Origin of the sequence: Amycolatopsis sp. NBC_00355 (genome assembly GCF_036104975.1) — a bacterium.
Taxonomy (GTDB): domain Bacteria; phylum Actinomycetota; class Actinomycetes; order Mycobacteriales; family Pseudonocardiaceae; genus Amycolatopsis.
This window is the reverse complement of the sequence record NZ_CP107982.1, coordinates 3827703-3854231: the sequence shown is the minus strand read 5'-3', so window position 1 is coordinate 3854231 and position 26529 is coordinate 3827703. Positions and strand designations below refer to the sequence as shown.

Sequence of the window (26529 nt, the reverse complement as noted above, 5' to 3'; positions counted from 1 at the left end):
CGCGCCACCGCTCAAGCACCCGGCTGCCTTACCCGCCACGCCGATCGCGCCGCCCGAACGCACCCGATCGGCCGACGATCAGCGGCCGCTAGGGTTTGCCGCGTGTCGAGCCCCAAACCGCCCCGCCGCCCCGCCCCGCCGCCCGGTCTCGTGATCGTCGACAAGCCCGCCGGGATGACGTCGCACGACGTCGTCGCCCGCGCCCGCCGGTTCATGGGCACCCGCAAGGTCGGGCACGCCGGCACGCTCGACCCGATGGCGACCGGCGTGCTGGTGCTCGGCATCGAGCGCGCCACCAAGCTGCTCGGCCACCTGGCGCTCGACCGCAAGACCTACCTGGCGACGCTGTCGATGGGCAGCAGCACCACGACCGACGACGCCGAGGGCGAAATCCTCACCACGGCGGAAACCGGCGCGGTGACCGACGAGGCGATCACCGCCGGGATCGCCAAGCTCACCGGCGCCATCCAGCAGGTGCCCAGCGCGGTCAGCGCCGTCAAGATCGACGGCAAGCGCGCCTACGCCCGGGTCCGCGCGGGGGAGGACGTCGTCATCCCGCCGCGCCCGGTGACCGTCTACCGCTTCGACGTCCTGGGCATCCGCCACGAGGACGACCACGTCGAGGTCGACGCCGTCGTCGAGTGCTCGTCCGGCACCTACGTCCGCGCGCTGGCCCGCGACCTGGGCGCCGACCTCGGCGTCGGCGGTCACCTGATGGCCTTGCGGCGCACCACGGTCGGCCCGTTCAGCCTGGCCAGGGCGCGCACGCTGGACCAGCTGGAGGAGCAGCCCGAGCTGAGCCTGGACCTCGACGCCGCCGTCGCCGCCGCCTTCCCGCGGCGTGACCTCGACGCCGCGACGGCCAAGGCGGTCCGCCACGGCCAGCGCATCCCGGCGGCCGGGCTCGAGGGCACCTACGGCCTCTTCGGACCCGACGGCCGGGTGCTCGCGCTGGCCGCGGATGAACAAGGCGTGTCCAAAGCAGTGGTCGTGTTGCTGCCCGCCTAGGGTGGGGCCGGAAAGACGGGAGAGTGACGTGCTGCGGTGGCGTGGGCTGGGGGACCTTCCCGGCGGCTGGGGCCGGTGCGTGGTCACCATCGGCGTGTTCGACGGGGTACACCGCGGGCACCAGGAGCTCATCAACCGGACCGCCGCCGCGGCCGCCGAGCGCGGCCTGCCGAGCGTGGTCCTGACCTTCGACCCGCACCCGTCGGAGGTGCTGCGCCCCGGGAGCCACCCGGCGCAGCTGACGACGTTGCGGCGCAAGGCCCAGCTCGTCGAAGGCCTCGGCGTCGACGTCTTCTGCGTGCTGCCGTTCACCTTGGAGCTGTCCCGGCTGCAGCCGGAGGAGTTCGTGCACGAGGTGCTGGTCGACCGGCTGCACGCGGCCGCGGTGATCGTCGGCGACAACTTCACCTTCGGCGCCAAGGCCGCCGGCACCGTCGAGCTGCTGCGCACCCTCGGCCGCCGCTTCGGCTTCGCCGCCTACGGCGCGGAACTGCAGGGCAAGGAACTGTCCGAAGAGGACCAGTCGGCCATCACGTTCTCCAGCACGTACGTCCGGTCCTGCATCGACGCCGGGGACGTGGTCGCCGCCGCCGAGGCGCTCGGCCGCCCGCACCGGCTCGAGGGCATCGTCGTCCGCGGCGACGGCCGGGGCCACGAACTCGGCTACCCGACGGCGAACCTGTCGACCCCGCGGTTCGCCGCCGTCCCGGCCGACGGCGTCTACAGCGCCTGGTTCACCCGCTCGGCGGACCCGTCGCGGCGGCTGCGCGCCGCGGTGTCGGTGGGCACGAACCCGACGTTCTCCGGGCGCGAGCGCACCGTCGAGGCGTTCGTCCTCGACGTCGACGAGGACTTCTACGGCCAGCACGTCGCGATCGACTTCGTCACCCGGTTGCGCGATCAGGTCCGGTTCGCCGACTCGGCCGGGCTGGTCACCCAGATCGACGAGGACGTCGTCCAGACCAGAAAGGCCCTCCCGGACGCGGGGTAGCGCCTCGACCGGGGCGAAAAGGGGAATTCCGCGTTCACGGACGTGATCGTGATGGCAAGATGCTCACGGACAGTGTGCGTGCAGACTGTGCGGGCGAAGCGGCGGTTTAGGGGAGCGGAACTGGTGGAGGACCACAAGATCGTCCAGCGGAACATCGCGCTGCAGCGGGAGTGGTACGGGGAGCCCCTGGGCGACCGCGTGCGCCGGCTCGTCGTCGCCTTCGACGTTTCGCAGGCGTTCCTGGCCGAGGTCCTCGGCATCAGCGCCCCCATGCTCAGCCAGGTGATGAGCGGGCGGCGCGCGAAGATCGGCAACCCGGTCGTGCTGGCCCGGATGATCATGCTCGAACGCAAGATCCTGGTCCCCGAGGTCGCCGCCGGCAACCGCGACGCGATGCTGGCCGCGATGGAGGACGTCCGCGACTCCCGGCCCACCGTCGGCCGCGACAACATCCCGGTGGTCAACGAAGACCAGAAAGTCCTCGCCTACCTGCGGGACCTGGCCGAGGACGAGGACCTGGGCGAGGCCGCCAAGCGGCTCGACGACGAGTTCCCGGCGATCGCCGACCTGCTGCGCCGGGCCGGTCACGGCGGCTGATGACGGCCCTGTTCAGCGCCCTGCTCCCGCCGGACGACGTCGTCGAAGCGGTCGCCGAGGCGCTGGGGGAGCCCGGCGACGGCCTGACCTGGGAGCCGCCGGAGAGGTGGCACGTCACGCTCGCCTACTACGGCCGGGACGACCTCGCCGTCCGCGCGGCCTGGCTGGCGGACCGGCTGGCCGGCCGGCGGGCGGTGGACGTCCGGCTGGAAAAGGCCGCGACGTTCCCCGGGGTGCTGTGGTTGACTGTCGCCGGAACGGAGCTGACGCCGCTCGCGCACGCCGCGGGGGCCGGCGCCGAGGCGAGGCCGTACGTGGCCCACTTGACGCTGGCGCGGTTCCCCCGGGAAGAACCCGGGCCCGCCGAGCGGTGGACCGCGGAGCTGGCCGGCTTCACGAGCCGGAACTGGCAGGCTACGCGGGTGGCGCTGATGACCAGCGAGCGCGAACCGGGCGGAACCCGCTACCGGGTGGCCCGCGAGTTCGAGCTGAACCGCGCCTGAAGGCACAGTTCAGCGGGCTGGTAACCTCAATGATCGGGTCCGGCTGCAGTCCGTGGCGGCCGTGACCGACTTCCCGGCGTTCATTCCGCGTCCGGGGCCGCACGGCACTGATTATCTCGAGGAGTTACACAAGTGGCGCTGTCCACCGAAGAGAAGAAGTCGATCCTGGCCGAGTACGGCGTGCACGACTCGGACACGGGATCCCCCGAGGCCCAGGTCGCGCTGCTGACCAAGCGGATCGTCGGCCTCACCGAGCACCTCAAGGCTCACAAGCACGACCACCACTCGCGTCGCGGGCTCCTGCTGCTGGTCGGCCGTCGCCGCCGGCTGCTGAACTACGTGATGAAGGTGGACATCGAGCGTTACCGTGCGCTGATCCAGCGCCTCGGCCTGCGCCGATAGCTTGAACCCGAAGGGGAGTGACCGCCGGTCGCTCCCCTTCGGTTTGAGAGAACAACGGCGCGAGCGCGCCCGGGGAACCGTCCGCCGGTCCTCGGTAGTGGCTTCCGGGAAAGAGTCCCGGGGGCTTCGATCGAAGACCGGCATCACTCCTCGAGCGTCCTCAGCGAATCGGGTCCCAGGGTGGGAGACTCGCGTCGTACGAAGGAACTAAAGAGGAGAAACACCCTATGACCGACTCCACCGGAGTCACCGTGCACGAAGCAGAAGCCGTGATCGACAACGGCCGCTTCGGCACCCGCACCGTCCGCTTCGAGACGGGCCGCCTGGCCAAGCAGGCCGCCGGCGCCGTCGTCGCGTACCTCGACGAAGAGACCATGCTGCTCTCGGCGACGACCGCGTCGAAGCACCCGAAGGACCACTTCGACTTCTTCCCCCTGACGGTGGACGTCGAGGAGCGCATGTACGCGGCCGGCCGCATCCCCGGCGCGTTCTTCCGCCGTGAGGGCCGCCCCTCGACCGACGCGATCCTGACCTGCCGCCTGATCGACCGGCCGCTGCGCCCGTCGTTCACCGACGGTCTCCGCAACGAGATCCAGGTCGTCATCACCGTCCAGAGCCTCAACCCGGACGACCCGTACGACGTGCTGGCCATCAACGCCGCGTCGGCGTCGACCCAGATCGCCGGCCTGCCGTTCTCGGGCCCGGTCGGCGGCGTCCGCGTCGCCCTGATCGAGGACCAGTGGGTCGCGTTCCCGACCTGGTCGCAGCTCGCGAAGGCCACCTTCAACATGGTCGTCGCCGGCCGCATCGTCGGTGATGACGTCGCGATCATGATGGTCGAGGCCGAGGGCACCGAGAACACGCTCGACCTGATCGCCGAGGGTGGCAAGGCGCCGGACGAGGTCTCGGTCGCGCAGGGCCTCGAGGCGGCCAAGCCGTTCATCAAGGTGCTGTGCGAAGCCCAGCAGAAGCTGGCCGACGTCGCCGCCAAGCCGACCGGCGAGTTCCCGGTCTTCCTGGCCTACGAGCAGGACGCCTTCGACGCCGTCGCCGCGATCGCGACCGACGACCTGGCGAACGCCCTGCAGATCGCCGGCAAGCAGGACCGCGACGCCGCGACCGACCAGGTCAAGGCCGCCGTGCTGGAGAAGGTCGGCATCAACGAGGGCGAAGCCTTCGAGGGCCGCGAGAAGGAGATCGGCGCCGCGTTCAAGGCGCTGTCCAAGAAGGTCATGCGCAAGCGCGTCCTGACGGACAAGATCCGCATGGACGGCCGTGGCCTGACCGACATCCGGTCGCTCTCGGCCGAGGTCGCCGTGATCCCGCGGGCCCACGGTTCGGCACTCTTCGAGCGTGGAGAAACGCAGATCCTGGGCGTCACCACGCTGAACATGCTTCGCCTGGAGCAGCAGATCGACTCGCTGTCCCCGGAGACGCACAAGCGCTACATGCACCACTACAACTTCCCGCCGTTCTCCACCGGCGAGACCGGCCGCGTCGGTTCGCCGAAGCGGCGCGAGATCGGCCACGGCATGCTCGCCGAGCGCGCCCTGGTCCCGGTGCTGCCGAAGCGCGACGAGTTCCCGTACGCGATCCGCCAGGTCTCCGAGGCGCTGGGCTCCAACGGCTCGACCTCGATGGGCTCGGTCTGCGCGTCCACCATGGGCCTGTACAACGCCGGTGTGCCGCTGAAGGCGCCGGTCGCGGGCATCGCGATGGGCCTCATCTCCGACGAGGTCGACGGCGAGACGCGCTACGTCGCGCTGACCGACATCCTCGGGGCCGAGGACGCCATGGGCGACATGGACTTCAAGGTCGCCGGCACCAAGGACATCATCACCGCCCTGCAGCTGGACACGAAGCTCGACGGCATCCCCTCCGAGGTGCTCGCCGCCGCGCTGAAGCAGGCGAAGGACGCCCGTCTCACCATCCTGGAGGTCATCGCCGAGGCGATCGACGGCCCGGACGAGATGAGCCCGTACTCGCCGCGCGTCACCAGCGTGAAGATCCCGGTGGACAAGATCGGCGAGGTCATCGGCCCGAAGGGCAAGATGATCAACTCGATCACCGAGCAGACCGGTGCCGACATCTCCATCGAGGACGACGGCACGATCTACGTGGGCGCGGCCGACGGCCCGTCGGCGGAGGCGGCGATCGACCTGATCAACGCCATCGCCAACCCGCAGCTGCCCAAGGTCGGCGAGCGCTTCCTCGGCACCGTGGTGAAGACCGCCGCCTTCGGCGCGTTCGTCTCGCTGCTGCCGGGCAAGGACGGCCTGGTGCACATCTCCAAGCTGGGCAACGGCAAGCGGATCGCCAAGGTCGAGGACGTCGTCAACGTGGGCGACAAGCTCCGCGTCGAGATCGCCGACATCGACAACCGCGGCAAGATCAGCCTGATCGTCGTCCAGGAGGAGGAGGCCCCGGCCGCCACTCCCGCCGCCGACGCCGACGCCGAGAAGGCCGACGCCTAAGCAAGACCCGGCTCGTCCGGTTCGTGACAGTTCCGTCGAAGGCCTCCTCGCCGTCTCCCGGTGAGGAGGCCTTCACGGCATCGTGAGTAAGGAACCCATGGCACGGCAGGTTTCCGGGCACGAGCAGCCCGTCGGCACCACCCGCACGCTGGAGTCCACTCCGGACGGTGCGGTCGTCAAGCGCAGTGTGCTCGCCGGCGGTCTGCGCGTGATCACCGAGCACGTGCCGGCGTCCCGGTCGGCGACGGTCGGGCTGTGGGTCGGCATCGGCTCGCGCGACGAACCGGACGCCGTCGCCGGGGCCGCGCACTACCTCGAACACCTGCTGTTCAAGGGAACCCGGCACCGCGACGCCACGCAGATCGCCGAGGAGATCGACGCGGTCGGCGGCGAGTTCAACGCCTTCACCGCGAAGGAGCACACCTGCTACTACGCGCAGGTGCTCGACGCCGACCTTCCGCTGGCCGTGGACCTGGTCACCGACGTCGTGTTCGAGGCGCTCTGCACCGACCGCGACATGGACATGGAACGCAGCGTCGTCCTCGAAGAGATCTCGATGCGCGACGACGACCCCGAAGACCTGCTGCACGAGACGTTCGTCAGCGCGATTCTCGGCGACCACGCGCTCGGCCGCCCGGTGCTCGGCACCGAGAAGTCGATCATCGAGATGTCGCCTGCCGCCCTGCGCGGGTTCTACAAGCGCCGCTACACGCTGCCGCGGATGGTGCTGGCGGTGGCCGGGAACATCGAGCACAACCAGGTGCTTCGGTTGGTGCGCAAGGCTTTGAAGGAACGGCTGACCGGCGGCGCGACGCCGCTCGCGCCGCGTGAGGGCCGGGCGCGGATCAAGACCCCGCCGAAGCTGGCCCTGCACACCGACGACACGGAGCAGGCGCACGTCATGCTCGGCCTGCGGTCGCTGTCGCGCCACGACGACCGCCGGTTCGCGCTGTCGGTGCTCAACGCGGCGCTCGGCGGCGGCATGAGCTCGCGGCTGTTCCAGGAGATCCGCGAGCAGCGCGGGCTGGCGTACCAGGTGTACTCGTCGGTCGCGAGCTACTCCGACACCGGTCACATGTCCGTGTACGCGGGCTGCCAGCCGGAGAAGCTCGGGGACGTCGCGGGCGTGATCCGCGAGGTGCTCGACAAGGTCGGCGTCGACGGCCTGACCGAGGCCGAGGTGGTCCGGGCCAAGGGTCAGCTGCGCGGCGGGATCGTGCTGGGCCTGGAGGACACGTCGTCGCGGATGTCGCGGATCGGCAAGAACGAGCTCAACTACGCCCACTACCTGGGCGTCGACGACACGATCGCGCGCATCGACGCCGTCACCACCGACGAGGTGTGTGCGCTCGCTCGCACTTTGTTCGCACGGCCGGGCGGGGTCTCGGCGGCGGCGGTCGTCGGGCCGTACGCTCACGCCGACGACCTTCCTGATGATTTGCACGAGGTGATCGCTTCATGACCATCAACGTCGGTGTGCTCGGCGCCCGCGGCCGGATGGGCGCGACGGTGGTGAAGGCCGTCGAAAGCGCCGGCGACATGAAGGTCGTCGCCGCGCTCGACGCCGGGGACGACTTCGCGGCACTGTCCGAGGCCCAGGTCGTCGTCGACTTCACCCACCCCGACGCCGTGATGGACAACCTGAAGTACCTGGTGGCGCACGACATCCACGCGGTCGTCGGCACCACCGGCTTCAGCGAGGAACGCCTCTCCGAGCTTCGCGAGCTCTTGGCGCCGAAGCCGTCGCTGGGTGTGCTGATCGCGCCGAACTTCGCGCTCGGCGCGGTGCTGGCGATGCGCTTCGCGGCGCAGGCAGCGAAGTTCTACGCCTCGGCCGAGATCATCGAGCTGCACCACAACCGCAAGGCCGACGCGCCCTCGGGCACCGCCGCGCACACCGCCCGGATGATCGCCGCGGCGCGTGCCGAGGCCGGGGTCGAGCCGGGTCCGGACGCGACGACGGCCGAACTGGACGGGGCCCGCGGCGCCACAGTCGAGGACGTCCGCGTCCACTCTGTCCGGCTGCCCGGGCTGGTCGCGCACGAGGAGATCCTGTTCGGCGGCGAGGGGGAGACCCTGACCATCCGCCACGACTCCCTCGACCGGACGTCGTTCATGCCGGGTGTGCTGCTCGGCGTGCGCACGGTGCTCACGCGTCCCGGCCTGACGGTCGGCCTGGAGAACGTGCTCGACCTGTGAAGGCGCGCAACGTCGCGCTGCTGATGACGGCGGCGCTGGTCGTCTACCTGGTCCTGCTCGCGGACCGGGCGTTCGCGCTGTTCGCGTCGGGTACCGGCCTGGGCATCGCGCTCGGGATCGGCGTGCTGCTGCTGCCGATCCTGGGGATCTGGATCGTCGTGGTCACCTGGCGCAACGGCCTGCAGATCCAGCGGCTGTCCCGTCGGCTGGACAGCGAGGGCGAGCTCCCGGACGTCTCCGACCTGCCGCGCCGCCCGTCGGGCCGGGTGGACCGCGACGCGGCCGACGCGTGGTTCGACCAGCGCCGCGCGGAGGTCCAGGCGGACCAGGAGAACTGGCGCGCCTGGTACAAGCTCGCGTACGCCTACGACATCGCGGGTGACCGCCGCCGGGCCCGCGAGACGATGAAAAAGGCCCTGGAACTGGAAGCCGCCGACCACTGACCCCGCCCGGTCACCCCCGGCGAGACGTCACTTTCCCTAGGAAAGATGCGCCGCGCTGCCCGTGAGGCGTCACTTTCCCTAGGAAAGATGCGACACCTCACGCGGATTTCACCTGTGGCGGGGCCGGGTGTCAGTGGTGCATCCAGCCCGCGAAGACCGCGGGCGCGGCGGCGATCAGGCTGAAGCGGATCCAGCGTCCGGTCAGGCCGGCCGTCAGGAACGTCGCCAGGCGCATGCGGACCAGCCCCGCGAGGACGCTCGTCGCCATGAAGGGCGGCAGGCCGACCAGGGAGCTCACGCCGTACGTCCCGGCCATCCAGTGGGGGTGGCGGTGGCAGCGCTCGCGCAGGGCGTCCACCCTCGCGCGGATCTTCTTCGTCCGCAGCTCCCAGCGCACCCTGCGGGCCGTCATCGGACGTTCGCGGTGCAGCCGGTCGTGCAGCGGTTTCGGCAGCTTGATGGTGCCGCGCGCGGCCAGGTAGTACAGCGTCTTCCCGGCGATCTGGCCCACCGCGACGGCCGCGCCGAGCCACAGCCAGTGCAGCCCCGGGTGGCTCGCGCACAGCCCGATCAGGAACACCTCGGCGTTGATCAGCGGCACGAGGGCCGAACCGAACGCGACGCCCAGCGTCAGCAGGATCCAGCTCATCGTGTCACCTCCTGATTTGCTCCCGGTCTTCCAAGTTATCAGTTCGAAATCTCCACGCACTGGGGTTGGCCCTACTCTTCGGCCGGTGGTCCGCACCAGAAGATCACCTGCCGGACGGTTTCCGGCCACCTCCCGCTGGAACGCTGACGGCGTGGCCGCCGAGCGCCTTCGTACGCCCGCCGACCGGTTCGGCGCCCTGTGCCGGACCGTCGTGCGGTTCCTCCCGCTGGGTCTGTCGCGGATCGTGGCGCCGACGTTTCTCGGGTTTTGCCTGATCAACGGCTTCACGTTCGGCCTCGACCTCGGCCTGCTGACCGTTTTCCACGGGCTGCTGGGCTGGCCGGTGTGGCTCGGCATCACGCTGGCGTACGTCTGCGCGTTCGCGGTGAGCTTCGTGCTGAACCGGACGTTCAACTTCCATTCCCACACGGCCGTCGGAATCCAGCTCGTGCTTTACATCGGGGCGATCGCCGTCAATTACGCGGTGTTTCTGCTGGGCGTGGGCGCGGGACTGAGCGCGCTCGGCGTCGAATACCACCTCGCGCGGGTGCTGGCGGGCGCCGGCGAGGGCGTCTTCATGTACGCCGTGATGCGGTGGGTGCTCTTCCGGGACTCAGGCGAGGGACAGCGCGAGGGTGCCGGTGAGCCGGACCTCGCGCAGCATGCGTTCACCGGTGTCGAGGGTGCGGACCGTGCTGTCGGGGTTCCAGCCGGCTCGGCGGTAGAAGCCGAGGGAGGCGTGGTCGCCCTGGGCGACCCAGGCGATGCCGCGGGTGGCGCCGTCGGCCCGCAGCCCGGCGGCGGCCGTCGCGAGTAGCCGCCCGGCGTGGCCGCGACGACCCCACCGCGGCTCGACGAGCAGGGTGGCGATCAGGCCGGTGGTGCCGGCGTCCTCGGGCAGCGATCCGTCGGCGGCGGCGACCTCGCCCTCCGGGGCGCGGCCCGCGACGCAGAACCCGACGGTGAACTCGCCTTCGGTGGCGACGTAGACCAGGCTGTCCGGGTAGTCGATGGTCTCGGTCCAGGTGCCGACCAGGTCGGTGCCGTCCAGCTCGGCCAGGGCCTGCTTGCCGAGGAGGTCCTCGTAGGCGGCGTGCCAGGTTTCGCGCTGGATGCGGGCGATCTCCGCGGCGTCGGACAGGTCGGCGGGGCGGACGGCGGCGTCGCTCATGGGCTGAAGATATCGCCCTCGCGAAAACTGTCGGTGGTGGCTGGCACGATGGCGGCATCATGCAGACGATCAGTGTCGCGACGGCCCGGAAGACCTTCCTGGCCGCGCAGGGCTTCAGCGACCCGCGTCCCTCCGGCGAGCCGTCCCGGCGGCACCTCAAACGCGTGCTCTCGCGCGTCCGGCTGCTGCAGCTGGACTCGGTGAACGTCGCGGTCCGGGCGCACTACATGCCGGTGTTCTCGCGCCTGGGGGCGTACGACCCGGCGTTGCTGGACAGCGCGGCGTGGTCGCACTCGGCGAAGCAGCCGCGGCTGCTGGTGGAGACGTGGGCGCACGAGGCGAGCCTGCTGCCGGTCGAGGACTGGCCGCTGATCCGGTCGGGCGCGAAGCGCGACGGCTGGTGGAAGCACTACGGGCCGCTGATCGAGAAGTCGCCGGGGCTGGTCGACGAGATCCTTTCGGTGGTCAAGGAGCTGGGTCCGATCGGCGCGGGCGGCATCGAGCGCCAGGTCGAGGCGGACGCGCAGCGCCGCGGCCCGGGCTCGTGGTGGGAGCGGTCCGAGGTCAAGCGCGTCTGCGAGTACCTGTTCGGCGTCGGCCAGCTGACCACGGGCTCGCGCCGGTCGTTCGAGCGGCTGTACGACCTGACCGAGCGGGTGGTCCCCCCGGAGATCCTGGCGCGCTCGGTGCCGGCCGACGAGGGCGCCCGCGGACTGATCGACCGTTCGGCGCGCGCGTTGGGCGTCGCCACGGAGACGGACCTGCGCGACTACTACCGCCTCGGTCCGGCCCCGGCGCGTCAGGCGGTGGCGGAGCTGGTCGAGTCCGGGGTCCTGGAGCCGGTGGCGGTCCGCGGCTGGAAGGCCCAGGCGTACCGGCACGTCGAGGCACGGACGCCCCGGGCGGTGGCGGGCCGGGCGCTGCTGTGCCCGTTCGACCCGCTGATCTGGGAGCGCGCGCGGACCGAGCGGCTGTTCGGGTTCCACTACCGCATCGAGATCTACGTCCCGGAGCCGAAGCGGGTGTACGGGTACTACGTGTTCCCGTTCCTGCTGGACGGCGAGCTGGTGGCCCGCGTCGACCTGAAGTCCGACCGCGCGGCGGGCGTCCTGCGCGTCCAGGGCGCGTTCGCCGAGGAGGGCGCGGACATCGCCCGGCTGCTCCCGGAACTGGCGGCGGAGCTGACGCACATGGCGGAGTGGCTGGGCCTGTCGGGCGTCGCGGTGGGCGCGCGCGGCGACCTGGCCCCGGCATTGGCGAAGCTGGTGCGCTGAAGGCGGCGACCGACCCTGTTCCGGTCGGCGCCGAGGGAGCGGGCAGGCCCGGCGGCCGATTCGCCCGGCCGTTGCTGAGTGCGGGAGCCGAGGCGACCGGGCCATCCCGGTCGTCCCGCATGAGCTGCGGGCCCGCTCCGCGGCGTCAGAGCCGGTGCCGGGTGAGCGGCCGGCCGTGGCGAGCGATCCGCCCGGGTCGCAATGCCGAACCCGCGCATCGGAGCAGGCCGGCCGCGACCGTTGTCAGCCCAGCAGCGCCTTCACCGCGTGGCGGGCCCGCGCCCCGGCGTGGGGGACGTCGTGCAGCTGGTGCCGGGGACTTTCCCGTCGATCGGTACGACGGCGGCGCGCATCCCGCCACGGGATGCGCGCCGTCACCCCGGCCGGCCGGGGTCGGCTACCGCGTGCACTGCCCGGCCATGGCGGCGCGCCCTGGCGAAGGGCCTACCCGCTGACGGCCTTCCGCGACGCCGTCCTCGCCGAACTGGACCGGCCGGCGCCGGAGCGGGTGCTCGTCGGGCATTCGCTCGGCGCCTTGACCGCGAGCCTGGTCGCGGCGCACCAGCCGGACCGCGTCACGCGGCTGGTGCTCGAAGAGCCGCCGGTGCCGAGGCGAAACCTCCCGGACGAGCCCCCGGCCCGGCAGCGGAGTACCGGGTTCGCGATGCGCGCGCTCGCTTTTCCCGGACGCGGCCGCTTCGACCCGCGGATGCTGCGCGACGTCGTCGCCAGGCTGCGCGAACCCCACGAGCGTGGTGGGCCGGGCTGCCGTCGATCACGGTCCCGATGGTGATCCTCGCCGGCGGCGAACCGAGCCACCTCGACCAGTCGCGGTACGAGCTCCTGGCCCGGACGCCGTCGTCGCGACCCTCGACGCCGGTCACCGCATCCACCGGCGGGCGCCGGCGAAGTGGTTCGCCGAGGTCGCGGGGTTCCTCGCCTAGTACCCGCGCGTCTGCGCCGTCTCCGTCGCGAAGTCGTCCGCCAGCCGTGCGATCGTCGCGCGACCCTCCACAAGGGACACCCAGTCCCACGGCAGCACGCCGTCGCCATGCCTTGCGCCGAGCAGGTTTCCGCAGATCGACCCGGTCGAATCACTGTCCCCGGAGTGCGTGACGGCCAGCCGGAGCCGGGCGCGGAACGCCGATTCCGGGTGCGTGTCCGGCACGCTCACCGGTGCCAGCGCCGCGTAGACGGCGATCGCCAGCGCCTCTTCGGCCACCCAGCCGCCGCCGAGGGACTCCACGCGTTCCGGCGTCGCGTCGCCCGCGTCGGCCAGCTCCAGCGCCCGGTGCACCGCGGCCAGTGTCTCCTCGTGCGCCGGATAGCGCGCGAGCAGCCGCATCGACCGCAGCACCGCGGCTTCCAGCGACTCGCCTTCGAGCAGGTACGCGATCATCGCCGCGAACGCACCCGCCGCGTGGTAGCCGGTCGGATGACCGTGGGTGATCCGCGCGCAGTTGGCCGCGACGACGTAGGCGTGCCGCGCGCCGCCGGCGAACCCGAACGGCGCCGAGCGCATCACCGTGCCGCAGCCCTTGGAGTCCGGGTTGACCGGCCCCGGCCGGCCGTCCGGCTCGGCGTAGGTGTCCGGGGTGTAGGCCGCGCGAAGGCCGGAGAGGCACGCCGAACCCGGCGCCCGCCGCGCGTAGAGCCACGGCTCCAGCCGCAGCTGCCCGGCCCGGTGCCGCCGGCCGTCCGCGGGCGGCGGCGCCGGGTGCTCCTGCGTGTCGAGCCAGCGCAGGTACGCGTCGTGCACCAGCGGCGCCAGCGCGCCGCCGATGCCCTTCGCCTGCGCGCGGACCCAGCCGCGGTGGAAGCCCTCGAAGCCGAACAACGTCATCTGCGTGTCGTCGGTGATCTCCGCGACGCCCTCGGCGTTCGCCACCAGCTCGACCGGCTGCCGGATCGCCGCGAGGGCCCGGAACTCGACCGGGTTGCCGAGCGCGTCCCCGATCGCCCCGCCCAGCAAGCACCCGCGCAGGCGCGCCCGGTACACCGCGCGCTCGGTCTCCACCGTCGTCATGCCGCCATCCTGGCACTGTCCGGGCATGGAACGGGCCGTTCCCGGCACCCCCGCCGGGAACGGCCCGTCACCCCCTTCATTCAGCCGGCCGCGCGTGTCACCACGGCGTTGCCGGAGCCCGTGCGGGCGCGGACCTTCAGCGTCACGCCGCCCTCGGGAGCGGCGTCGGCGACGTCCAGCTCGCTGGAGACGCGACCGCCGCTGGAGGTCAGGTCGACCTCGGCGGCCGTGCCGCCGCGGATGCCGATGCGGACCTCGCCGGAGCCGGTGATCAGGTCGAGCGTGCCGGAACCGGCGTCGGCCACCGAAAGGTCGCCGCTGCCCGTGCGGGCCATCACCTCGCCGGACACCGCGCCCAGCCAGACGTCGCCGGTGCCGGTCGCCAGGGTCGCCGAGCCGGCCAGCGACGTCGCCTCGACGTTGCCGCTGCCGCTGCGCAGCTGCAGCCCGCCGAGCGTCGGGCCGAGCTTGATCGCGCCGCTGCCGGTGCGCACGGTCGCCGCGCCGTCGGCCCGGTCGAGCTTCACCTCGCCCGACCCGGTCAGCACGTCCACCCGCCCGGCCGAGCCGGCGACGGTGACGTCCGCCGCGCCCGCCCGCACCTGGACGTGCGAACCCGCCGGCGCGTGCACGATCACCGACAGCGCGACGTTGCGCAGCTGCCACGCCTTCGGCGCCTGGACGACCAGACGGTTGCCCAGCTTCTCGATCCGGCTCTGCTTCACCGCTTCGGCGGGCGACGTCGCGGGGTCGACCCCCAGCTGGTCGCCGAAGCGCTCGCCGACCCAGGACAGCAGGTTGTTGACACCCTCCACCCACGGCTGCTGCTCGCCCCGGTCGTGCCGCAGCTCGACGTGGGCGCCGGAGTCGCCCTCCAGCACCAGTTCGACGCGCCCGATCGTCACGGCGACGTCCAGCTCGAGCGGCCCGCCGGCCTCGAACTCCTGGACGCGCACCAGCCCGTCGGCCGTGGTCTCCTCGGTGCGGGCCTCTTCGGCGTGGGCCTTTTCAGCGGAAGTCTGATCAGCGGAAGTCTGATCAGTGGGAGCCTCGTCGGCCGGAACCTCCGAGGCGCGGTTCTCTTCGTTCGGTGTCGTCTGCTCTTCGCTCATGGTCGTTTCCCCTCAGCCCTCGACCCAGCCGTGCAGGCGGGAGCCGCTTTGATCGCTCTTGGAGTGGTGCTTGCGCGCGCCGCCCAGCCCGCCCAGGCCGCTGCCGCCCAGCCCGCCGTGGCCCAGCGCCCCCTGCACCGCCTGGGAAACGAAGGTGTTCAGCGAGACGCCCTGCGCCTGCGCGGCGCGCTCGGCCTGCCCCTTGATCTGGTCGACCAGGCGCAACGTGATGCGCGTGATGTCACCGGTGTCGATCGGTGGTGGCGGCGTGGTGTCACGTGGTGTCTCGTCCGGCCGGGGCGCTCGAGGTTCTTCGGCGGCGCCGGTGACGACCACGCGGACGTCCCGGCCGTCGAGGCGGACGTCGACGACTTGGCCGGGTAAGGTGGCGGTGACCTCGGCGGCGAGGTCCGCGAGGGCGTTCATCAACGTCAGGCGGACCGCGGGTTCGAGCGCGGCCGACAGCAGGGCGGCCGCACGCCGGGTGTGCTCATCCCCGGCGGAGGCCGTGTTCGCGAGGTCCTCGCGGAGGTTGGCGATGTACGGCGTCAGGTCCATGACACCACTATGACGTCACTCGTGATGTCAGTCAAGGAGACGGCGGTGTCGCGGCGGTGTCACGTGTCGCCCGGGAGTGGCCGCCCTCACGCGGTTAGGCTGCGCTGGAGTCGTGGAGTCGGGCCGGGAGAAGGAGTGCGGACGTGGCCGAAACCGTGTCACCCAAGGTGCAGCTGATCGCGAAGACGGAGTTCTTCCCGCCCGAGGACGTGCCTTGGTCGACCGACGCGGACGGCGGCCAGGCGCTCGCCGAGTTCGCGGGACGCGCCTGCTACCAGTCGTGGAAGAAGCCGAACCCGGTCACCGCGACCAACGCCGGTTACATCGAGCACATCATCGACGTCGGCCACCTTTCGGTGCTGGAGCACGGTTCCGTCAGCTTCTACATCAGCGGTATCTCGCGCTCGCTGACCCACGAGCTGATCCGCCACCGCCACTTCTCGTACTCGCAGCTCTCCCAGCGGTACGTGCCCGAGCGCAACGCGGCCTTCGTCGAGCCCGAGGTGATCGCGAACGACCCGGCGCTGCACGAGAAGTTCCTCGCCGCGGCCCAGGCGAGCGTCGACGCCTACACCGAGCTGCTCGCCGGGCTCGAGGAGAAGTTCGCCGACGTGCCGAGCGCGACCCTGCGCCGCAAGCAGGCCCGCCAGGCGGCGCGCGCCGTGCTGCCGAACGCGACCGAGACCCGCATCGTCGTCACCGGGAACTACCGCGCGTGGCGCCACTTCGTCGCGATGCGCGCCACCGAGCACGCCGACGTCGAGATCCGCGAGCTGGCGGTGGAGTGCCTGCGGCAGCTGCAGAAGGCCGCGGGCAACATCTTCGCGGACTTCACCATCTCGACCCTGCCCGACGGCACCGAGATCGCCACGAGCCCGAAGGTCCTCGAAGGCTGATGAAGCGCCTCGCGATCGACGTCCGGCCCGGCGAGTACGCCGTCGTCCGGCTGCCCGCGGACGCCCCGGTGCCGGCGGAGCTGCTCGCTCCCGGCGAACCGGCGTTCGTCTCGGTGACCCGGACGCCCGAAGAGCTGTCGGTGATCTGCCCGGCCGGGCGCGAACCGGCCGGCAGCTCGGCCGCGGAGGACGGCTGGCGGTTGCTGTCGGTCCGCGGCCCGCTCGAGTTCACCCTCACCGGCATCATCGCCGCGCTGGCCTCGGAGCTGGCCGCGGCGGGCGTCGCGCTGTTCTCGATGTCCACGTTCGACACCGACCACATCCTGGTCCGCGCGACCGAGCTCGACCACGCCGTGAAGGCCCTGCGTGAATCCGGCCACGAGGTCGCCCACCCCTGACTCGTTGTCCGTGAAGGCCTCCTTACCGGCTCTTATGGCCGGGAAGGAGGCCTTCACGGCTTTTCGGGGTACCCGGCCGGGCGAGGGTGGGAGCGGTCACCCTTGTCAGGGAAAGTTCGGCATGCCTAAACTTCGGTTTTGGGTCCCCGACATCCGGTTCGAGAGGCAGGCGCCATGGCTGTGACCGAGGCCGCCAGGCCGAAACTGGTGTCGCGCCTGCGCACCGGCTCGGCCCTGCTCGGCCCGGCGTTCGTCGCGGCGATCGCCTACGTCGATCCCGGGAACGTCGCGGCCAACATCAGCGCCGGCGCCCGCTACGGCTACCTGCTGGTCTGGGTGATCGTCGTGGCGAACCTGATGGCCGTGCTCGTCCAGTACCTGTCGGCGAAGCTCGGCCTGGTCAGCGGGATGTCGCTGCCGGAGGCCCTGCGCGCCCGGCTGTCCCGGCCGGCTCGGCTCGGGTACTGGCTGCAGGCCGAGGTCGTCGCCATCGCCACCGACCTGGCCGAGGTCGTCGGCGGCGCCATCGCCCTCTACCTGCTGTTCGACCTGCCGCTCGTCGCCGGTGGCCTGATCACCGGCGCGGTGTCGCTGACGCTGCTGGCCGTGCAGGACCGCGGCGGCCAGCGGACGTTCGAGCGCGTCGTCACCGGCCTGCTGCTGGTCATCGCGATCGGCTTCCTGGCCAGCCTGTTCGTCGAGCCGCCGTCGGCGTCGGGCACGCTCGGCGGGCTGGTCCCGCGCTTCGAGGGCTCCGGCAGCGTGCTGATCGCCGCCGCGATGCTCGGCGCGACGGTCATGCCGCACGCCGTCTACCTGCACTCCGGCCTGGTCCGCGACCGCCACGGCCGGGCGGACGCCGGCAGCCGGCGCCGGCTGCTGCGCGCCACCCGCGCCGACGTCGGCCTGGCGATGCTCCTGGCCGGCGCGGTCAACCTCGGGATGCTGCTGCTCGCGGCCACGAATCTGCAGGGCCAGGAGGGTGTCGACAGCATCGAGGGCGCGCACGGCGCCGTCTCCCAGGCGCTCGGCCCCGGCATCGCCCTGATGTTCGCGATCGGCCTGCTCGCCTCCGGCCTCGCGTCGACGTCGGTCGGCGCGTACGCGGGCGCGATGATCATGCAGGGCCTGCTCCACAAACGGGTTCCGCTGGTCCTGCGCCGCCTGGTCACCCTCACCCCGGCTATCGTGGTCCTCGCGCTCGGTGCCGACCCGAGCGCGGCGCTGGTCGTCTCGCAGGTGGTGCTGTCGTTCGGGATCCCGTTCGCGCTGGTACCGCTGATCCGCCTGACGGCCGACCGCGAGCTGATGGGCGCGGACGCCAACCACCGCCTGACGACGGTGGCGGCGTCGCTGATCGCGGCGGTCATCATCGCGTTGAACCTGGTGCTGATCTACTTGACCTTCACCGGCTGACACCACGACCAGGGAGGCCGCAACCATGGCCTGGATCTTCGCCCTCAACGCCGAATGCGGAGGGCGTGAGACCCACGCCCGGGATCTCGCGCGCCACTTCGACGGCTGGCCTTCGCGCATCTTCACCGCCAACGGCGGCTGGTGGTGCGGCGTGGCGCCCGAGGGGATGGGCGAGCGCGGCGTCGAGTCCGACGAGGACGCGACGGCCGTCACCGCGGCCGGGCGCCGGCTCTACTGGCAGCTCCGGACCGCGCCACCGGTCTACCGCTACGCCCTCGCCGGTCCGAAGACCGACGAGCTCCGCAGCTACGACCAGCTCATGGCCCAGGACCTGACGCTCGTGCCCGGTCTCGTGGTCAGCGAGGACATCTGGTTCGCGACCGGGCGGCGGTCCGACTTCAGCGACTTCGCCCCGGGCTACCGCTGGATCCCGTACCACGGCGAAAGGTACGCCCCGGCTCGCTGAGTCACGAATTGCGCGGAACCCGAGGCGCTCCGCGGCGGTCCGACTAGCATCTGCGCGACCGCCGCCTGAAGGAGCACCGTGACCGACGAACAAACCCGCCCGTACCCGCCGCGGGCGCCCGCCACGCCTGGTCAGCGGGTTGTCGCGGGCCGTTACGTCCTGCTCGGCGAGCTCGGGCGGGGCGGCATGGGCGTCGTGTGGCGGGCGCAGGACCAGGTGATCGGCCGCCAGGTCGCGGTCAAGGAACTGCGGCTGCCCGACGCCGAATCCGCCGCCGTCTTCTCCGAACGCGCCCTGCGCGAGGTGCGCACCGGCGGGCGGCTCAACGACCCCTCGATCGTCACGGTCTACGACGTCGTCACCGACGGCGGCACCACGTTCATCGTGATGGAACTGGTCGAGGCACCGTCGCTGGCCGACCTCGTGCGCCAGCGCGGCCCGATGCACTCGGCGCAGGCCGCGCAGCTGGGGGAGCGGGTGCTCACCGCGCTGCAGGCCGCGCACCAGGCCGGGATCGTGCACCGCGACGTCAAGCCGGCGAACATCCTGGTCGCGCCGGACGGCCGGGTGAAGCTGACGGACTTCGGCATCGCCCACGCCATCGACGACCCGCGCCTGACCACCAGCGGGATGATCGTCGGCTCGCCCGCCTTCATGGCGCCGGAGCGCGTCGAAGGCCGGGAAGCGATGCCCGAGTCGGACCTGTGGTCCCTCGGGGCGACGCTGTTCTACGCGGTCGAGGGCACGATGCCGTTCGAGCGGTCGACCACGGCCGCGACGCTGCACGCGATCATGACCGAGATCCCGTACCTGACCCGCGGCCACGGCCCGATCGCCGCGGTGATCCTCGGGCTGCTGGTCGCCAAGCCGGAGGCCCGGCTGACGTCGGCGCAGGCCCAGAACCTGCTGGCCACGGCGCAGGGCGTGCGGCCCACGCCGCCGGGCGGCACGATGCTGCAGCAGGGCGGCCCGCCGACCAGGATGGCGCCGCAGCCGCCGAAGAAGAACCTGCGCGGGCTGTGGATCGCGGCCGCCGCGGTGCTCGTGGTGGGCGCCCTGATCGGCGGGTTCTTCGCGGGCCGGGCCTTCGAGAAGCCCGCCGTCGACGCGCAGAAGCAGCCGACCATGACCTACGGCATCGGCGGCCAGCTCCGCGCCGAGGTCGACAGCTACTACCGGTGCTTCAACACCCCGGTGCAGGACGGCGCGATCATCAGCTCGGAGACCAAGTCCGACAACTGCGAGGGCACCCACCTGATGGAGATCTTCGAGGTCGGCGGCCTGCTGTCGGTCGAGAACTGGAACTCCGACGACGCGAAGGTGGCGGCCTATCCCGGCCTGGACGCCGTGAAGGCCAGCGCCGAAGCCGCGTGCGCGACCGCGTTCCGCTCCTCGATCGTGCCGGAGGCCAAGCGCACCGGCCTCACCTACCGCGCGCTCGTGCCCACCCAGGCGGAGTGGGACGGCGCGCCGTCGAAGGCGACCGACGAACCCAGCCGCGACTTCTACTGCGTGCTCACGAAGGCCGACGGCGGCCCCATCACCGCGCCGATCGTGACCAAGGTCAAGTAGAAGTTCCGCGACGAGCGGCCGGTCCCCGGAAATCCTCCGCACTTCCCGCACCCGGCCAGGTCGGCGCGGTTTTCGTCGGGGGGACGGGGTACCGTCTCAGCATGTCCAACCCACCTACCGCCGCGCCCGGACGGCCGTTCGGGCGCGTGCTCACCGCGATGGCCACCCCCTTCGGCGCCGACGGCGCGCTGGACCTGAAGCGGGCGCAGGAGCTGGCCGAGCACCTCGTGGAGCTGGGGAACGACGGCCTCGTCATCAACGGCACCACCGGCGAGAGCCCGACCACGACCGACACGGAGAAGCAGGAGCTGATCCGCGCCGTGGTCGAGGCCGTCGGCGACCGCGCGACCGTCGTGGCCGGCGCGGGCACCAACAACACCGCGCACAGCATCGAGCAGGCCAAGCAGGCCGAAGCCGCGGGCGCGCACGGGCTGCTGGTCGTCACCCCGTACTACTCGCGCCCCAGCCAGGCCGGGCTCTACGCGCACTTCACCACGGTCGCCGACAGCACCGGCCTGCCGGTGATGCTCTACGACATCCCGCCGCGCTCGGTCGTCCCGATCGAGGTCGACACGCTGCTGCGGCTGGCCGAGCACTCCCGGATCGTCGCGGTCAAGGACGCCAAGGGCGACCTGATCGCCGGCTCCGAGGTCATCGCCAACACCCACCTCGCGTACTACTCGGGTGACGACGGGCTGAACCTGCCCTGGATCTCCGTCGGCGGCACCGGAGTGGTGAGTGTGATCGGTCACGTCGTCGCGGGCCGGATCCGCGCGATGATCGACGCCTACGAGAACGGCGACACGTCCACCGCGCGCACCAACCACCGCGGCATGCTGCCGGTGCTGCGCGCGATGTCGCGGGTCGGCGGGGTCGCGTTCAGCAAGACGGCGCTGCGGCTGCGCGGCTTCGACATCGGCGAGCCGCGGCTCCCGATCGTGGCCCCGACCACCGACCAGACGGCCATGATCGCCGCCGATCTGGCCCAGGGCGGCGTGCCGCTGGGCGACACGGCGGCCCAGGACTGGCATGGTGAGCGGGTGGCACAAGCAGACTCGAGGGCCGCCTACGTGGCGCCGACCTCGCACACCAGCGTTGGGACCCTGCCTCGGTGAGCTCACTTCCCCCAGGTCCAGGCCCCACCAACGCCCCGCCCGAACTGCCCGCCGGAGCCCTGCGCGTAGTCGCGCTGGGCGGTATCGGCGAGGTCGGGCGCAACATGACCGTGTTCGAGTTCGCCGGCCGGCTGCTCATCGTCGACTGCGGGGTGCTCTTCCCCGAGGACGACCAGCCCGGCGTCGACCTGATCCTGCCCGACTTCCGCGCGATCGAGGACCGCCTCGACGACATCGAAGGTCTGGTGCTCACCCACGGGCACGAGGACCACATCGGTGCCGTCCCGTTCCTCCTGCGCCTGCGGCCGGACCTGCCGATCTACGGCTCGAGGTTCACCAACGCCCTGCTCGCGGCCAAGGCCAAGGAGCACCGGCAGCGGCCGAAGCTGATCGAGGTCCGCGAGGGGGAGCGCCGCGACGTCGGCGTGTTCAACCTCGAGTTCTTCGCGGTGAACCACTCGATCCCGGACGCGCTGGCCGTCGCCATCCGCACCCCGGCGGGCGTCGTCCTGCACACCGGCGACATCAAGCTCGACCAGCTCCCGCTGGACGGGCGCCTCACCGACCTGGCCGGGTTCTCCCGCCTCGGCGACGAGGGCGTGGACCTGTTCTGCGTCGACTCGACCAACGCCGAGGTCCCCGGGTTCGTGATGCCCGAGCGCGACATCGGCCCGGTCCTCGACGACGTCGTCCGCCGGGTCGGCCAGCGGGTCATCGTGGCCTGCTTCGCCAGCCACGTGCACCGCGTCCAGCAGGTGCTCGACGCCGCGCAGCGGCACGGCCGCCGGATCGCGTTCGTCGGCCGGTCGATGGTCCGCAACATGGGCATCGCGGCCGACCTGGGCCTGCTCAACGTGCCGGACGGCCTGCTGGTCGACCTCGACCAGGCGAGCGGACTGCCGGAGAGCAAGGTCCTGTTCGTCTCCACCGGCTCCCAGGGCGAGCCGCTCTCGGCGCTGTCGCGGATGGCGCGCGGTGAGCACCGGCAGATCTCCATTCGCGCCGGCGACACCGTCGTGCTGGCCAGCTCGATGATCCCGGGCAACGAGACCGCGGTGTTCGGCGTGGTCAACGGCCTGACCCGGCTCGGGGCGAACGTCGTGCACCAGGGCAACGCCAAGGTGCACGTCTCCGGCCACGCGTCGGCGGGCGAGCTGCTGTACCTGTACAACGCGGTCCGGCCGAGCAACGTGATGCCGGTCCACGGCGAGTGGAAGCACCTGAAGGCCAACGCCGAGCTGGCGATCCGCACCGGCGTCGCGGCGGACAACGTGGTGATCGCCGAAGACGGCGTGGTCGTCGACCTGGTCGACGGCAAGGCCTCCCGCACCGGCCGGGTCGAGGTCGGGCACGTCTACGTGGACGGCCTCTCGGTCGGCGACGTCGGCGAGTCGACCCTGTCCGACCGGCTGGTACTGGGCGAAGGCGGGTTCATCTCGATCAGTGTCGCGATCGAATCCGCCACCGGCCGCCCGGTCAGCGCCCCGACGGTGTCCGGGCGCGGCTTCTCCGACGACCCGAAGGCGCTCGCCGCCGTCGTGCCGCTGGTGGAGATGGAGCTGGCGCGCACCGAGGCCGAAGGCATCACCGACACCCACCGCATCGCCCAGGCGGTCCGCCGCGTGGTCGGCCGCTGGGTGGCCGACACCTACCGCCGCCGCCCGATGATCGTCCCGACGGTCATCCCGGTCTAGGTTTTGCCGCCGTGAGGGGCACCTTCAGGGACACCACGTCCCTGAAGGTGCCCCTCACGGCGTTTCAGCGTCCGGCTTTGGCGAGCAGCAGGGCGGCGGCCACCGTCGCGGTCTGCCGCGCCAGGTCCCACCGGGCCCGGCGCTGTTCGGCGCGTGTCGGTTTCATGCGAACCCCCTTCGACGGCACCCAGTGTTCCGCCGGGAGCTGCCCGCGACATCCCGCCCGGGAACGAATCACCTCCACCCCGGGGATGAGGTTGCGGCCGTACTTAGCCCGTCCGGACCACGTGCGGCCGGTGGACCGCGGTCTAGCCTTGGGGTTCACCCGCCTCGGGAAGAGAGGCCGCGCCGATGGGACGTCATTCGCCGGACGGGCGACGACGCCGGCTGCTCGTGCCCGCTTTGGCGACCGGTCTCGTGGTCGTGCTCGGCACCGCGGCCTGGGTGACCGTCTCGGTCGTGCGCTCCCGGTCGGCGTGCGAGCAGCCGACGAAGGTCCTCGTCACCGCTTCGCCGGACATCGCGCCCGCGCTGTCGCTGGTCGTGCAGGGCCTCGACATCGACTGCGGTTCCATCGAGGTCCAGACCCGTGAGGCGACGCTGGCCGCCGAACGGCTCGCGATGTCCGACGGCACCCCGCGGCCGCAGGTCTGGGTGCCCGACTCCACGCTCGCGCTGCGCCGCGCCCACCAGCTCGGCGCCGCCGACGTCCCCGCGACCGGCGCGTCGGTGGCCAGCTCACCGGTGGTGCTGGCGGTCGCGGAGGCGGCGGCGAAGGGCCTCGGCTGGCCGTCGCGGACGCTGAGCTGGGCCGACGTCCTGGCGCCCGGCGCGGCGGGGATCATCACCGGCATGCCCGACCCGGCCCGCGACCCGGTCGGCGCGACGGCCCTGCTCGGGATCCGGGCCTCGGTGGCGCCGGGCCCCGACGCCGCGGCGGCGTACGTCGCGCAGCTGCGGCGGTTCTCGACGAACACGCTCGGCGAGGAGACCGACCTCATCGCGCGGCTGCCGGGCTCGAGCGACGGCGCCGGCACGGGCTCGGTGACGGCGTTCCCGGTGTCGGAGAACTCGTTGCTGCGCCACAACATCGAGGACTCGGAGTCACCGCTGGTCGGCGTCTACTCGACGGCGGTGCCCACTTTGGACTACCCGTTCACCGAGCTCGGCGGGATCACGCCGCAGCAGCAGCCGATCGTCGACCTGCTGCGCGAGGCGATGCTCAACGGCTCGGGCGGCGACGCCATCGCGAAGACCGGCCTGCGGGCCGCGGGCGGCCAGGCACTGCGCGAGCACGTCGACGACCCGCGCGTGTCACCCTCGGGCTTCCGGACGGCCGTCATGCCGGCCGACGCCGACATCGACCAGCTGCTCAACCAGTGGGCCGGGATCAACCTGAGCGCGCGGGTGCAGGTGCTGCTCGACGTCTCCGGCTCGATGAACGCGCAGGTGCCCGGCACCGGGCTGAACCGGATGCAGCTGACCACCGAAGCCACGGCGAAGGCCCTGCACCTGTTCAAACCGGCGACCCAGCTGCGGATACTGGAGTTCTCGACCCGTCTCGACGGCGACAAGGACTACCGCGAGCTCCTCCCGATGGCCCCGGTCGCCCAGCACCTGGCCGGCGGCGCGCTCGAGAAGCTGAGCCAGCTGAAAGCCACCGCCGACGGCGGGACCGGCCTCTACGACAGCGTGCTGGAGACCTACCGCACGGCGCGTCGCGAGTGGGAGCCCGGCCGGCTGAACCTGGTGATCGTCGTGACGGACGGCCGCAACGAGGACCCGAAGGGCATCAACCGCGCGGACCTGCTGACGGAGCTGGCGAAGCTGCAGGACCCGAGACGCCCGATCCCGCTGATCGGCGTCGGCATCGGCCCGGACGCGGACAAGGCGGAACTGGACGACCTGACCAAGGCGACGGGCGGAAGCGCGTTCGTGGCGGCGGACCCGACGAAGATCACGGAAGTGTTCTTCGGAGCCCTGAGCCGGATCGCCGGCGGCGGATGAGGTTGTGGACAGCGCCTCGACGGCTCGTCAGCTGAACCAGGCTCCGAACATCGAGCTGTGCGATCGGCCGGAGAGCCGCTCGTCCAGATCGACGGCTTGCGCTTCGGTCAACACACAGATGTAGTCGACGACGGCGCGTGCCCGCCGGACGTCTGAACCGCCGGAGAAAGCCGTGAATTCTTCATCGTGGCCCAGATCTCGATAGAGTGACCGAAGCTGAATGGGCAGCCGCGGACTCTTCGGTGACTCGGACAAGCAGTCGCTGAGCCGATCGTAGAGCGACTGGATGATGTGCTTCTGCCCTTCTTGCATCACCGCCAATGACGGCCGGTCGATGACGTAGTACCAAGTCAGTTCCTTCAAGGCCTCGACCAGGTACTGGCATTGCGGATCCACGGTGACGAACGGAGCCTCGGCGGCGAAGGAAACGGCCCGGACGCATTCACCGAGGTTCTCGGTGGTGATCTCGTTCATGGCGGACCGGTTGCGGCGGGTGTCCCAGCAGGAAGAAGAGATGCTTTTCTCGAACCGGTCGATGACCCGGTCCAGCTCTCCTGCGAACCGCGCCGGATCGAAGTCCTGCAGGCCACCGAGCCGACGGCAGGCATGCTTGAAAATCCCGTCCCGGTCACTGTGGAGGTTGTGCAACGGGATCAGGCCGGCCCAGAAGTAGTCTTCGATGTCGTGGGTCGCGTACGTGATGTCGTCCGCCCAGTCCATGAGAACGGCGTTGGCGGACCTGCGGTCACCTCGAGCTCGTTTCCGGGCCCAGCGGAAGTCCATGAGCTCGCTCCGGTACGTACCCCACTTGCCTCCGAACCCACGATCCGTCCACGTCGGCACGTCGAAGGGATTGTCCTCGGACGCCGACCGTGTTCGGGGGTACTTGAGCATCGCGTCGAGCGTGGCTCGGGTGAGGTCGAGTCCCGGGTGATCAGTTCGCCGCCGGGCGAGCTTCGTGACTATGCGAAAGGACTGGGCGTTTCCCTCGAACCCTTCGAGGCCTTCGACCCGGCGCAAGCACGCGTTCAGGACCGGTTCCGAGATGTGACCGAACGGTGGATGGCCGATGTCGTGCACGAGACCGGCGGTTTCCACGACATCCGCGTTCACGCCCGCCGCCCGCCACAGATCACGTGACTTCCCGGACCTATCGTGTTTGAGGTGCTGGACCAGCCGACGGCCCAGTTGGGCCACCTTCAGGCTGTGTGTGAGGCGGTTGTGCAGAACCCGTTGTTCGTTCACCGCGGCGACCTGGGCGACGCCGGACAGGCGCCGGAATGCCGAGGAGTACAGCACTCGGTCGCGGTCTCGCTGATAGGGCGTTCGGTACGGATCGACTTCCACCTTGGTGTGTCTTCTTTTCGCGCCCCGCGCCGGCTTTGTCATGGCTGTCCCTCGCTGACTGGCTGTTGCCGTACAACAACGCCGCGGCAAGAGAGCTGTTACTGGTTGCCGGCTGGACGCCGCCATAGTTGCGGCGTTGTGTCGGACCCGGAATCAGGTCGGGACATCCGGGCACGGTTCGTTGCAGTTGGGCATCGGTGGGACAGCCCCG

At 71.3% G+C, this 26529-nt stretch carries 25 protein-coding genes and 1 pseudogene; 20 read left to right on the top strand and 6 right to left on the bottom strand.

The annotated features are described in order from the left end of the window. The first annotated feature begins 102 nt into the window (after positions 1-102). From truB to OHS18_RS16635, 9 genes are all read left to right on the top strand, one after another. Positions 103-1008 carry a tRNA pseudouridine(55) synthase TruB gene (truB, locus tag OHS18_RS16675; RefSeq protein WP_328451581.1) on the top strand — a complete coding sequence of 302 codons (906 nt, stop codon included), beginning with the start codon at positions 103-105 and terminating at the stop codon, positions 1006-1008. 28 nt (positions 1009-1036) lie between these two features. Next, positions 1037-1999, top strand: a complete 963-nt coding sequence (locus OHS18_RS16670; RefSeq protein WP_328451583.1) for a bifunctional riboflavin kinase/FAD synthetase — start codon at positions 1037-1039, stop codon at positions 1997-1999. 123 nt (positions 2000-2122) lie between these two features. Further along, on the top strand, positions 2123-2596 hold the full coding sequence (locus tag OHS18_RS16665) for a helix-turn-helix transcriptional regulator (protein WP_328451585.1): 474 nt from the start codon (positions 2123-2125) through the stop codon (positions 2594-2596). Beyond that, on the top strand, positions 2596-3099 hold the full coding sequence (gene thpR, locus OHS18_RS16660) for an RNA 2',3'-cyclic phosphodiesterase (RefSeq protein WP_328617656.1): 504 nt from the start codon (positions 2596-2598) through the stop codon (positions 3097-3099). The genes OHS18_RS16665 and thpR overlap by 1 nt, the downstream gene beginning before the upstream one ends. Positions 3100-3231: 132 nt before the next feature. Next, positions 3232-3501, top strand: coding sequence for a 30S ribosomal protein S15 (gene rpsO, locus OHS18_RS16655; RefSeq protein WP_003084034.1), 270 nt, complete (start codon positions 3232-3234; stop codon positions 3499-3501). A gap of 227 nt (positions 3502-3728) precedes the next feature. Next, positions 3729-5975 (top strand): polyribonucleotide nucleotidyltransferase, encoded by a 2247-nt coding sequence (locus tag OHS18_RS16650; protein ID WP_328617655.1) that lies wholly within the window; start codon positions 3729-3731, stop codon positions 5973-5975. A gap of 97 nt (positions 5976-6072) precedes the next feature. Beyond that, a complete protein-coding gene (locus OHS18_RS16645; protein WP_328451593.1) occupies positions 6073-7437 on the top strand; it encodes a M16 family metallopeptidase in 1365 nt (454 codons plus the stop codon). Then, on the top strand, positions 7434-8174 hold the full coding sequence (dapB, locus tag OHS18_RS16640) for a 4-hydroxy-tetrahydrodipicolinate reductase (RefSeq protein ID WP_328617654.1): 741 nt from the start codon (positions 7434-7436) through the stop codon (positions 8172-8174). Before OHS18_RS16645 ends, dapB begins: the two co-directional genes overlap by 4 nt. Next, positions 8171-8617, top strand: a complete 447-nt coding sequence (locus tag OHS18_RS16635) for a tetratricopeptide repeat protein (RefSeq protein WP_328617653.1) — start codon at positions 8171-8173, stop codon at positions 8615-8617. The genes dapB and OHS18_RS16635 overlap by 4 nt, the downstream gene beginning before the upstream one ends. A gap of 130 nt (positions 8618-8747) precedes the next feature. Here the strand turns inward: OHS18_RS16635 and OHS18_RS16630 are convergent, their stop codons facing one another. Beyond that, a complete protein-coding gene (locus OHS18_RS16630; protein WP_328617652.1) occupies positions 8748-9266 on the bottom strand; it encodes a hypothetical protein in 519 nt (172 codons plus the stop codon). A 1-nt stretch (position 9267) separates the two neighbouring features. Between OHS18_RS16630 and OHS18_RS16625 the strand changes: the two are divergent. After that, positions 9268-9813: pseudogene (locus tag OHS18_RS16625) on the top strand (GtrA family protein); the annotation flags it as partial. Between the two features lie 66 nt (positions 9814-9879). Here the strand turns inward: OHS18_RS16625 and OHS18_RS16620 are convergent. Continuing rightward, complete coding sequence (locus OHS18_RS16620) at positions 9880-10437, bottom strand: GNAT family N-acetyltransferase (protein ID WP_328451601.1); 558 nt, start codon at positions 10435-10437, stop codon at positions 9880-9882. A gap of 59 nt (positions 10438-10496) precedes the next feature. Between OHS18_RS16620 and OHS18_RS16615 the strand changes: the two genes are divergently transcribed. Beyond that, on the top strand, positions 10497-11711 hold the full coding sequence (locus OHS18_RS16615) for a winged helix-turn-helix domain-containing protein (RefSeq protein ID WP_328451602.1): 1215 nt from the start codon (positions 10497-10499) through the stop codon (positions 11709-11711). Positions 11712-12075: 364 nt separating this feature from the next. Then, on the top strand, positions 12076-12504 hold the full coding sequence (locus OHS18_RS16610; protein WP_328617651.1) for an alpha/beta fold hydrolase: 429 nt from the start codon (positions 12076-12078) through the stop codon (positions 12502-12504). 147 nt (positions 12505-12651) lie between these two features. Here the strand turns inward: OHS18_RS16610 and OHS18_RS16605 are convergent, their stop codons facing one another. From OHS18_RS16605 to OHS18_RS16595, 3 genes are all read right to left on the bottom strand, one after another. Then, positions 12652-13737: an ADP-ribosylglycohydrolase family protein gene (locus OHS18_RS16605; RefSeq protein WP_328617650.1), complete on the bottom strand. Its 1086-nt coding sequence runs from the start codon at positions 13735-13737 to the stop codon at positions 12652-12654. An 80-nt stretch (positions 13738-13817) separates the two neighbouring features. Continuing rightward, positions 13818-14849 carry a DUF4097 family beta strand repeat-containing protein gene (locus OHS18_RS16600; RefSeq protein WP_328617649.1) on the bottom strand — a complete coding sequence of 344 codons (1032 nt, stop codon included), beginning with the start codon at positions 14847-14849 and terminating at the stop codon, positions 13818-13820. A gap of 12 nt (positions 14850-14861) precedes the next feature. Beyond that, a complete protein-coding gene (locus tag OHS18_RS16595) occupies positions 14862-15407 on the bottom strand; it encodes a toxin-antitoxin system HicB family antitoxin (RefSeq protein ID WP_328617648.1) in 546 nt (181 codons plus the stop codon). A 143-nt stretch (positions 15408-15550) separates the two neighbouring features. Here OHS18_RS16595 and thyX point away from each other — a divergent pair, with 143 nt between their 5' ends. The 8 genes from thyX to OHS18_RS16555 all read left to right on the top strand — a co-directional run bounded on the left by thyX (position 15551) and on the right by OHS18_RS16555 (position 24971). Further along, positions 15551-16303, top strand: a complete 753-nt coding sequence (gene thyX / locus OHS18_RS16590; protein WP_328451607.1) for an FAD-dependent thymidylate synthase — start codon at positions 15551-15553, stop codon at positions 16301-16303. Further along, positions 16303-16701: an ACT domain-containing protein gene (locus OHS18_RS16585; RefSeq protein WP_247054657.1), complete on the top strand. Its 399-nt coding sequence runs from the start codon at positions 16303-16305 to the stop codon at positions 16699-16701. Before thyX ends, OHS18_RS16585 begins: the two co-directional genes overlap by 1 nt. A gap of 174 nt (positions 16702-16875) precedes the next feature. Then, a complete protein-coding gene (locus OHS18_RS16580; RefSeq protein WP_328617647.1) occupies positions 16876-18117 on the top strand; it encodes an Nramp family divalent metal transporter in 1242 nt (413 codons plus the stop codon). A gap of 25 nt (positions 18118-18142) precedes the next feature. Next, a complete protein-coding gene (locus tag OHS18_RS16575; RefSeq protein WP_328451612.1) occupies positions 18143-18583 on the top strand; it encodes a hypothetical protein in 441 nt (146 codons plus the stop codon). Positions 18584-18661: 78 nt separating this feature from the next. Next, positions 18662-20155: a serine/threonine-protein kinase gene (locus tag OHS18_RS16570; protein ID WP_328451614.1), complete on the top strand. Its 1494-nt coding sequence runs from the start codon at positions 18662-18664 to the stop codon at positions 20153-20155. 101 nt (positions 20156-20256) lie between these two features. Beyond that, positions 20257-21270 (top strand): 4-hydroxy-tetrahydrodipicolinate synthase, encoded by a 1014-nt coding sequence (gene dapA / locus OHS18_RS16565; RefSeq protein WP_328617646.1) that lies wholly within the window; start codon positions 20257-20259, stop codon positions 21268-21270. Continuing rightward, entirely contained in the window at positions 21267-22964 is a 1698-nt protein-coding gene (locus OHS18_RS16560) for a ribonuclease J (protein WP_326943047.1), read from the top strand. Before dapA ends, OHS18_RS16560 begins: the two co-directional genes overlap by 4 nt. Positions 22965-23315: 351 nt before the next feature. Continuing rightward, positions 23316-24971, top strand: a complete 1656-nt coding sequence (locus tag OHS18_RS16555) for a VWA domain-containing protein (RefSeq protein ID WP_328617645.1) — start codon at positions 23316-23318, stop codon at positions 24969-24971. A 27-nt stretch (positions 24972-24998) separates the two neighbouring features. Here the strand turns inward: OHS18_RS16555 and OHS18_RS16550 are convergent, their stop codons facing one another. Next, positions 24999-26318: a deoxyguanosinetriphosphate triphosphohydrolase family protein gene (locus tag OHS18_RS16550; RefSeq protein WP_328617644.1), complete on the bottom strand. Its 1320-nt coding sequence runs from the start codon at positions 26316-26318 to the stop codon at positions 24999-25001. Positions 26319-26529 lie beyond the last annotated feature (211 nt).

What these genes read in the sequence shown, in the direction of transcription:
- thpR (WP_328617656.1), top strand. Translation starts at nt 2,596, where the DNA reads ATGACGGCCCTGTTCAGCGCCCTGCTCCCGCCGGACGACGTCGTCGAA.
- OHS18_RS16650 (WP_328617655.1), top strand. Translation starts at nt 3,729, where the DNA reads ATGACCGACTCCACCGGAGTCACCGTGCACGAAGCAGAAGCCGTGATC.
- OHS18_RS16645 (WP_328451593.1), top strand. Translation starts at nt 6,073, where the DNA reads ATGGCACGGCAGGTTTCCGGGCACGAGCAGCCCGTCGGCACCACCCGC.
- dapB (WP_328617654.1), top strand. Translation starts at nt 7,434, where the DNA reads ATGACCATCAACGTCGGTGTGCTCGGCGCCCGCGGCCGGATGGGCGCG.
- OHS18_RS16630 (WP_328617652.1), bottom strand. Translation starts at nt 9,266, where the DNA reads ATGAGCTGGATCCTGCTGACGCTGGGCGTCGCGTTCGGTTCGGCCCTC.
- OHS18_RS16620 (WP_328451601.1), bottom strand. Translation starts at nt 10,437, where the DNA reads ATGAGCGACGCCGCCGTCCGCCCCGCCGACCTGTCCGACGCCGCGGAG.
- OHS18_RS16615 (WP_328451602.1), top strand. Translation starts at nt 10,497, where the DNA reads ATGCAGACGATCAGTGTCGCGACGGCCCGGAAGACCTTCCTGGCCGCG.
- OHS18_RS16610 (WP_328617651.1), top strand. Translation starts at nt 12,076, where the DNA reads ATGCGCGCCGTCACCCCGGCCGGCCGGGGTCGGCTACCGCGTGCACTG.
- OHS18_RS16605 (WP_328617650.1), bottom strand. Translation starts at nt 13,737, where the DNA reads ATGACGACGGTGGAGACCGAGCGCGCGGTGTACCGGGCGCGCCTGCGC.
- OHS18_RS16600 (WP_328617649.1), bottom strand. Translation starts at nt 14,849, where the DNA reads ATGAGCGAAGAGCAGACGACACCGAACGAAGAGAACCGCGCCTCGGAG.
- OHS18_RS16595 (WP_328617648.1), bottom strand. Translation starts at nt 15,407, where the DNA reads ATGGACCTGACGCCGTACATCGCCAACCTCCGCGAGGACCTCGCGAAC.
- OHS18_RS16585 (WP_247054657.1), top strand. Translation starts at nt 16,303, where the DNA reads ATGAAGCGCCTCGCGATCGACGTCCGGCCCGGCGAGTACGCCGTCGTC.
- OHS18_RS16580 (WP_328617647.1), top strand. Translation starts at nt 16,876, where the DNA reads ATGGCTGTGACCGAGGCCGCCAGGCCGAAACTGGTGTCGCGCCTGCGC.
- OHS18_RS16575 (WP_328451612.1), top strand. Translation starts at nt 18,143, where the DNA reads ATGGCCTGGATCTTCGCCCTCAACGCCGAATGCGGAGGGCGTGAGACC.
- dapA (WP_328617646.1), top strand. Translation starts at nt 20,257, where the DNA reads ATGTCCAACCCACCTACCGCCGCGCCCGGACGGCCGTTCGGGCGCGTG.
- OHS18_RS16555 (WP_328617645.1), top strand. Translation starts at nt 23,316, where the DNA reads ATGGGACGTCATTCGCCGGACGGGCGACGACGCCGGCTGCTCGTGCCC.